5 protein-coding genes and 6 pseudogenes are annotated in these 7,746 nt (G+C 51.5%); 4 read left to right on the top strand and 7 right to left on the bottom strand.

All coding sequences use genetic code 11. From position 1 onward, the window contains the following. From BG74_RS15995 to BG74_RS02370, 3 genes and pseudogenes are all read left to right on the top strand, one after another. Positions 1-501 (top strand): annotated as a pseudogene (locus BG74_RS15995) (ABC transporter permease subunit); the annotation flags it as partial. A 10-nt stretch (positions 502-511) separates the two neighbouring features. After that, positions 512-745: a hypothetical protein gene (locus BG74_RS02375; protein WP_187202520.1), complete on the top strand. Its 234-nt coding sequence runs from the start codon at positions 512-514 to the stop codon at positions 743-745. 95 nt (positions 746-840) lie between these two features. Then, positions 841-1,332 (top strand): annotated as a pseudogene (locus tag BG74_RS02370) (oligopeptide/dipeptide ABC transporter ATP-binding protein); the annotation flags it as partial. 91 nt (positions 1,333-1,423) lie between these two features. Here the strand turns inward: BG74_RS02370 and BG74_RS12450 are convergent. From BG74_RS12450 to BG74_RS02350, 5 genes and pseudogenes are all read right to left on the bottom strand, one after another. Next, positions 1,424-1,546, bottom strand: a complete 123-nt coding sequence (locus tag BG74_RS12450) for a DUF440 family protein (protein ID WP_187202519.1) — start codon at positions 1,544-1,546, stop codon at positions 1,424-1,426. Positions 1,547-1,564: 18 nt separating this feature from the next. Then, positions 1,565-3,025 (bottom strand): cardiolipin synthase, encoded by a 1,461-nt coding sequence (gene cls, locus BG74_RS02365; RefSeq protein WP_066596317.1) that lies wholly within the window; start codon positions 3,023-3,025, stop codon positions 1,565-1,567. A 307-nt stretch (positions 3,026-3,332) separates the two neighbouring features. Further along, positions 3,333-3,788, bottom strand: a pseudogene (locus tag BG74_RS02360) (hotdog domain-containing protein). 41 nt (positions 3,789-3,829) lie between these two features. Next, the gene (locus BG74_RS02355) at positions 3,830-4,384 is read right to left on the bottom strand and encodes a septation protein A (protein ID WP_066596316.1); all 555 of its coding nucleotides are present in this window, start codon (positions 4,382-4,384) and stop codon (positions 3,830-3,832) included. A 36-nt stretch (positions 4,385-4,420) separates the two neighbouring features. After that, a complete protein-coding gene (locus BG74_RS02350; RefSeq protein ID WP_066596314.1) occupies positions 4,421-5,170 on the bottom strand; it encodes a YciC family protein in 750 nt (249 codons plus the stop codon). A 751-nt stretch (positions 5,171-5,921) separates the two neighbouring features. On the opposite strand from BG74_RS02350, the pseudogene rluB reads away from it, so the two are divergent. Beyond that, positions 5,922-6,808: pseudogene (gene rluB, locus BG74_RS02345) on the top strand (23S rRNA pseudouridine(2605) synthase RluB). A gap of 184 nt (positions 6,809-6,992) precedes the next feature. Here the strand turns inward: rluB and BG74_RS02340 are convergent. Together BG74_RS02340 and BG74_RS15990 are read right to left on the bottom strand one after the other, a co-directional pair. After that, positions 6,993-7,574 (bottom strand): annotated as a pseudogene (locus tag BG74_RS02340) (cob(I)yrinic acid a,c-diamide adenosyltransferase); the annotation flags it as partial. Between the two features lie 75 nt (positions 7,575-7,649). Further along, a pseudogene (locus BG74_RS15990) lies at positions 7,650-7,746 on the bottom strand (YciK family oxidoreductase); the annotation flags it as partial.

Genomic DNA, 7,746 nt, shown 5'->3' with positions numbered 1-7,746 from the left:
GACGTTATACGGCAATTCGTTTCCGTTCATATTGCTCGTCATCCTGCTGGTGATGTTTTTCAGACAGAACATCTTCCTAATTTTCATCGCTATTGGTTTAGTTTTCTGGCTGGATATAGCCCGTATCGTCCGTAGTCAGACGCTGAGTCTCAAACGCAAAAATTTTATCGAGGCGACCATCGTCAGCGTAGTGTATCCACCTGCAATATTATTCTGTGCCAAATTATGCCGAATGTACTTTGGTATTGTGGTGGTATACGAGTCGCTGCTGGTGCCGAGTATGATTTTGTTTGAGTATTTCCTGAGCTTTCTCTAGCTAGGCTGCCCAGGAAGGAGTTTCTGTCCAGCTGGGGCACACTGTTGAGCGATGGCGCCAACTCTCTCGATGGAGGTCTCTCCCTTGTTGCTGATTTTCCCAGCACTGTTTCTAGTAGTGACGTTATTTTGTTTTAACTGTATCGGCGATGTATACGTGACGCCTTCGATCCGAAAGACCGTTAGAAGTGCTGTGATGAGCACGAATCACACTTCAGTGCCTGTCACGGTGACGCTTATGGACACTGCTGCGCCGGCGCTACTGAATATACGTGGCTTGTATGTTTCTTTCGCCTTGATGGGGATGGCTGGCGGGCATAGCCGTATCAACGGCAGCTCTATGTTTAACGACCTTGAAATCCTCAACCTGCTGGAAAAGCAGTTAAATAAACTGCGTACCGAGCAGATTTCGATGATTTTCCAGGACTAAATAACCTCTATTGAGTCTCTAATGGGCGATTAATTGATGGAAGTGCTGATTGCTTAACGGATAAGTAAGCTGACGTCTTCGCCGAGTCCGTACGTATGCTGGATGCGGTGAAAATGCCCGAAGCGCGCAAGCGTATGGGTATGTATCCCCACGAGCTTTCCGATGGTCAATGCCAGCGTATCGGTATAGCCCAGGCTCTTATCCTCGAGCCTAAGCTGGTGATTTGCGATGAACCCGTGGCGGCGCTGGGCGCTTATACAAGGCGTAGGTGGTGAATTTGCTACAGCAGATGCAGTGAGAAATAGGGCTATCGTTGATCTTCATCGCCCACGACTTGGTGGAGATGGTCAAGCATGTCTCTGATCGGGTTCTAGTGATGTATCTCAGACACGCGGTGGAACTCGTCAGCAGCCATGATCATATGTACCATAATCCACAGCATCCCTATACGCGTGCCTTGATGTCGGCAGCGCCGATTCCGGATCCAGATAAAGAGTGCAATAAGGAAATTTAGCTGTTAGAGGGGATTTACCGTCGCCGATTAATCCACCGTCAGGGTGTATGTTCCAACTCGCTGCCCGATGGCTGACGAGACGAGAAATGCGCCGTGAAAAGGCCTAATCCTAAGCCAAGGGGCAGCGCAAACCTTGCGGGTACATATAGCGGATGCGACTCGGCTTATTCCTTCATGTAGCAGACTTTTTCGGTTCTGTCGCGGTAAACCATGATAAGCGCAAACACATCGTTGACTGCCAACCTGTCTTGTTCAGACAGCCTTATCACCACTTCGGCAAACAACAAGCATGCTGTCTGGCAAAATTACAGTAATGGACTGAAAAAATAGAATAGCCGTTCGACGATACGCTGCCAGTAGGGACGCTTCGACCAGACTCTGGCCTCTATAAGTTGTGACCGGGCAAGATAATCCTCCTGCACTCGCGACAGATCGCTGCCGAAATCGTTATCGTCGATTACCAGTGTTATCTCAAAATTCAGCCACAGGCTGCGCATATCCAGGTTTACTGTCCCCACCAGACTTAATTGGCCATCGACTAACACACTTTTGGTATGCAGCAAGCCACCCTCGAACTGATGGATTAACACGCCTGCTTCTAGCAGTTCGGCGAAGAAGGCCCGGCTGGCCCAGCCCACCAACATTGAATCGTTATGGCGCGGAATGATAATATGCACTTCCACGCCACGTTGCGCCGCGGTACAAATGGCGTGCAGCAAATCATCGCTCGGCACCAGATAGGGCGTGGTCATAACCAATTGCTTGCGTGCCGCGTAGATAGAGGTGAGCAAGGCCTGATGTATGACGCCCTCGGGAAAACCCGGCCCCGAAGCAATCACTTGTATGGTATGTCCCGATACCTGTTCAAACGACATGATATTGACGTCGGGTGGCGGTGGCAGGATGCGCTCACCGGTTTCTATTTCCCAATCGCAGGAGAAAATGATGCCCATGGCGGTGGCTACCGGTCCTTCCATACGCGCCATGATATCGATCCACTGGCCAACACCCGCGTCTTGTTTGAAATAGCGCGGATCTACCATGTTCATGCTGCCAGTGTAGGCGATATGATTGTCAATCAGCACCATTTTACGATGTTGACGCAAATCCATACGGCGCATAAACACGCGAAAGATACTGACGTGCAGCACTTCCACCATGTTCACGCCGGCTTCACGCATCAGAGTGGGGTAAGGACTGCGGAAAAATGCCACGCTGCCAGCCGAATCGAGCATGACCCGGCAACGTACGCCGCGCCGCGCCGCGGCCATCAATGCTTCCGCTACCTTGTCCACCAGGCCACCGGCTTGCCAAATATAGAATACCATCTCAATGTTGTTTTGCGCCAAACCGATATCGTGAATCAGCGCCCACAGCGTATCATCAGTGCTAGTTAGAAGCTGCATTTGATTGCCTTTTAGGCCTCCCATACCCTGCCGGTGCTCGCAGAGTTGGAACAAAGAGCGGGCTACTTCGCTATTTTCGCTGGCAAAAATGCGACGATACCCTTTAAGATCGTCAATCCATTGGGCGGTAGAGGACCAAAGCGCTTTTCTACGCTCGGCGCGGCGCTTACCCAGGTTGAGTTCACCGAATAACAGATAAGTAATAATCCCCACTAACGGCAGAATATAGATGACCAATAGCCAGGCCATAGCGGAAGGCGCCGCGCGACGTTTCATCATTACCCGCAGGGTGACGCCTGCGATCAACAACCAATAGCCGAAGAGCAATAGCCAGTTGATTACGGTATAAAGCATTGTCATAGTAGAGAAAAATCCTATTCGCGGAGCGTTAGCTTGAGTTTACGCATAAGGGACGCAAAGAGGAAATTCTTTTACTGGACGCGTTATCCCTGCAATCAGCGCGTGGGTTGTTGAGTATGGCTGGAAAAGTGGTTATAATAGCGTCCGTTGGTTCAAGCCCGTTCAAAGGTTTTAGTAATTAAACGAAGCCGTAACAAAGTCATCCGCTGGCGTATATAGCGGTCAGGTACAGCGCAGGCATATCCAATGGGTAGAAGCGCAATCCTGCACCAGCTCAAATAGCCGCGGCGCTCATTGTTGTTTGCCTTCACCTATACGCTGAACTGAGCACTTGTGGCACTGACCGGCTAAAAAACTTGCGCTGCTGCTGATCCGACGGCAGCGACTGAGGTTTGTCGCTGTTATCCACCGCGACATAGGTAAACATCGGTAGAGTCTAGTAGCGATGGCCGATGGGCTCTGAGGACACCTTTTTTCACCTATACCTCGATATGGTAGTCAACTAACTATTCCACGTTTTCAGACATGGGGTATAAAAAAATAGATGACATCGCCCACCTCCACCGGTTTTAGAAATGTCATGCCGTCGACGCCCACCGTCACAGCCAGATCCTGCGCCAGCTCTTTCGCCAAGATAGCGCCGCCAATATTCCATTTGCGATATCAGCCTGCCGCCGAAAATATCGCCGTTGACACTGGTGTCAGCCGGCATGGCCAGCGTGCGTAGTACTTCACCTCTGGGTGGCTTAATCACTTCGCTCATCATTACTCCCGTTTAACATTACCCGTGTTAAAAGCGCGGGATTAATGGATATTATTATTATGTTCATCCTCCACTATATGATGGCGGTAGATATAAGCTCCGCTGAGCAAGGTAAACACCAGCGTCAGGCCAGTGAGGCCAAAAACCTTGAAATTCACCCAAATGCTTTGCGGTAACCAAAACGCGATATAAATATTCGCCGCGCCGCAGACAAGGAAGAACAGCGCCCAGGCGATATTCAAATTGTTCCAAACCCGTGCCGGAAGATGAATTTCTTTATCCAGCATACGTTGAATGAGAGGCTTGTTGAGGACGAACTGGCTAATCAGCAGTGCTGCGGCGAATAGCGTATAAATCACCGTCACCTTCCACTTGATAAATTCCGCATCGTGGTAATAAAGCGTCAGAGAGCCAAATATTGCCACCAGCACAAAGGTAATCATGGTGATCTTTTCTATTTTGTGATAGCACAGCCAGGTATAAACCAATACTAGCGCGGAGGCGGCTATCAATGCGCCGGATGCGTAGTAAATGTCGTACAGCTTGTAGACAATAAAAAATACTACCAAAGGTAGAAAATCAAGAAACTGCTTCATAATAAAGTCCACCGGTAAAGAGGGTAAACACCACCATCAGGCCTGCTGCAATAACATATACAGACGATAAAGATAGATTAGCAGCAGAGCAGAAATAAGATTGCTCAAACAATTTAACAATACTGCTGCCACCAACGATGACACTAGAGTGAACTGGGTCGCCAGCAGAAGCACTGCCGCTTTAGCCAGTAGCCAGAACAGAACTGCCGGCGCCAGCAGCCGAAGATTAGCAAACGCCAGACTGGCGCTCAGGCGCATGGATTTGATGGCGCCTAGATTATCGCTAGTAGCAATGACCGGTGCCAGGCTAAAAGCGATGGCCATCAATATGCCCGGCACAATAATCAGCAGGCCAATCTGGACCAGCAGCGTAGTGAGAAAAATAAGCAACAGCAGGCGCGGTAAGAGCGGCGCTGACAGGCCGATTGCGCGCAATACGCTGACGGGCTGACGGCTGGATACCAGGCGAATCATGGTCAGCAATCCTCCCACTAGCAGGACGTTGCCGACCAGACTGGCCAGTGTGCCAGCAGTGGAGGCCTGCAGTAACATGCGCTGCTGCTCGACCGACATCTGCTGTACCAACTGCTGCAGGCTCATACCGTCGGTGTCACCCATATAGGTACCGTCGTTCATCGTCATCAGCTGCTCACTGCCAGGAGATAGCGCATGTCCTAGCACAATGCTTATCAGCGCCGTCAGCAACGCCAATAGCACGATACTGGCAAACTGATTACGAGAAAAATTCAGCATGTCGCGGTACAGGGTACTTGCCATAATTGGCATGTAAGCTCCTTGGCAAAATAATCAACAAATAGGCCAGCCCGCTATTCTACTTTGTTAATCCACGGCTTGGCACCCCAATACATCATACCCGGGCGGGCGCGGCAAGACAATTTCCATGCGCCACCGGTCTTGCCAAGAGCGGAAATCCATAGTGCTTAAGGACGCGATCGCACGCGGTATTCGCCAGGTCGTCTTCGCCGCTCATACGGAACCCGTGGCATGGTAACGCGGACGGGAGGTATAGATAGCGCAGTTCACGCTGTCGCCGAATTTGCCCCTACAGTGCGCGCAGTGCGCGGGCAACGCGGCGGGCGATCATTGCTGCCCGCCATACAGCGTAATGAGCGGTTCCATTAATGCTGCAGGCACTTAGCCGTCGCCGTCATCCGCCTCGGCCCAGTAGTAAAAAGACAAGTGGAAGAGAATGCAGCAAGCGCCGTACAAGACATGCAGGAATTGCCATCATCGTATCCACCAAAGCTACAACGTTGAACCCGAACTGACACACTCGCAAGCTACCCAGCACGCCGCCTGAAAGCAACAAAATGGCTTAATACTGACTGAAAGAGTGGCCCCCTTGCTGTGGCAGTGGCGGACGTAGCCTCGCCTCACTTCACCCAGCGATGCTTGCATGGAAGAATAAAGCATACAATGGCAGTATATTACTGTATAATGATATTATTTAATTTATTTATTTAATAATATTTATATCTATCTGCCGCTTGTGAAGCCAGCAGATGCGAGGTTCTCTATGAGCGAAAAGCTGCAAAAAATCTTGGCCAGCGCCGGACAAGGTTCTCGCCGAGAAATCGAAGTCGTTATTGAACAGGGCCGCGTGAGTGTAGATGGTAACGTTGCTACCCTGGGGGATCGCGTAGAGCTCACCAATACCACTATGATCCGGGTGGATGGTCGCATTATCACCATCAAACCAGCGGAAGATACTCCTTGCCGCGTGCTGGCTTATTATAAGCCGGAAGGCGAAATCTGCACGCGTCGCGATCCCTATGGGCGGCCAACGGTTTTTGATCGCCTACCGCGTCTCAATAATGCCCGGTGGGTGGCCGTTGGCCGCCTGGATGTTAATACGTCTGGGCTACTGTTATTTACCACCGACGGGGAACTGGCTAATCGTTTGATGCATCCGGGCTACGAAATCGAACGAGAATATGCCGTGCGTGTTTTCGGCGTAGTGGATGGGGAAAAACTGCGCCAACTGACCTACGGCGTACAGCTGGAAGACGGCCAGGCAGCATTTTGCAGCCTGAAGTTCCAAGGAGGAAAAGGCCTGAACCAGTGGTACAACGTGACGCTGACGGAAGGGAGAAATCGAGAAGTACGGCGCCTGTGGGAAGTAGTTGGCGCCCAGGTCAGCCGGCTTATCCGCGTGCGCTACGGTGACGTCACGCTGCCCAAAGAGCTGTCGCGCGGTGGTTGGGCCGAACTGCCGCTCGATAATACCAATTACTTGCGCGAAAAAGTACAGTTGCCGCTTGAGTCGGTGACTAGGTTGCCGGTAAAGCGCGATCGCCGCCGCTGCAGGCTACGCAAATCCGGCGAGAGATTAAGCGCAGCAACCAAAGAACGTCCTCGCCCTGCATCAGCCGAAGCAGTAAACGCAATAACGGCATAGATTAGCAGTATCGCCGCTCGGGGTTGTGGTGAATACCGCCCTAGCCAAAGACATGTCCCTGAGAAATAGAAGCGACGTCCCGTTGCGTGCGGGACGTCGCTCCAGGATGTGACCGCGTAATACCGCGCTAGGTGATAGAGAGACCTGTGGGGGAAAATTAAAAGAAAGCCGTTTTAAGTGACAGTGTCACTAATAAATGCCCTGCTGCGCTATGATGCCAGTATCGAAATCGTGTTTAACCGACCACATCTCGCTGACGGTATCCGCCATTTCCAGCAGCTGTTGGCGGCAGTCGCGGCCGGCGATAATGACTCTTTGCACCGTGGGACGTGCGGTAAGGGCAGCGATAATCTCCTCGTGGTCCATAATCGTAGCGTATCATATACGTCAGCTCGTCCAGCAGCACAATATCCAGCATGTCGTCCGCAAGTATTCGCCTAGCGTAGCGCCAAGTGTCGCGTATCGCGCGCGGTGGCGCTGTCAAGTTCGCGATGCGTCCCCCACAGGTAAACCCGGTGACTATCACCTAAAACTTGACTACGTGCGGCTCCAGAGTAGCCGGCGATCGCAGTTTTGCGCCACTAGCCTTTGATGAACTTCACCATCCCGGCAGGTAACCTATGGCTCACGGCACGGATCATGATGGCCCAGAAACATGTGGTGGTCTTGTCTTTGCTTTGCAGTTGCCAGTGAAGACGATCACGATCCCGTACGACTCTGTCGTGGCGTCGATGGCGGGCAATCGACCTTCTCTTTTAACTGCTGTTGACGCTATGGTAGCGTTTGGCATCCATAAAACTATCTCGACGAAGGTCACAACGCCGTGCCGGCAATGACGGCCGAGTATCAGGTCGCAGGACCAGGTTTACGATCGGGTTGTGCATCAAAGCTGATGCCGGTTTTACACCGGCTGTCGTCGCCCATCAGGTAAAGATAGATAGAC

Origin of the sequence: Sodalis-like endosymbiont of Proechinophthirus fluctus (assembly GCF_001602625.1) — a bacterium.
Classification (GTDB): domain Bacteria; phylum Pseudomonadota; class Gammaproteobacteria; order Enterobacterales; family Enterobacteriaceae.
Note: the sequence above shows the minus strand (reverse complement) of the source record. Positions and strands in the feature narration are given on the sequence as shown.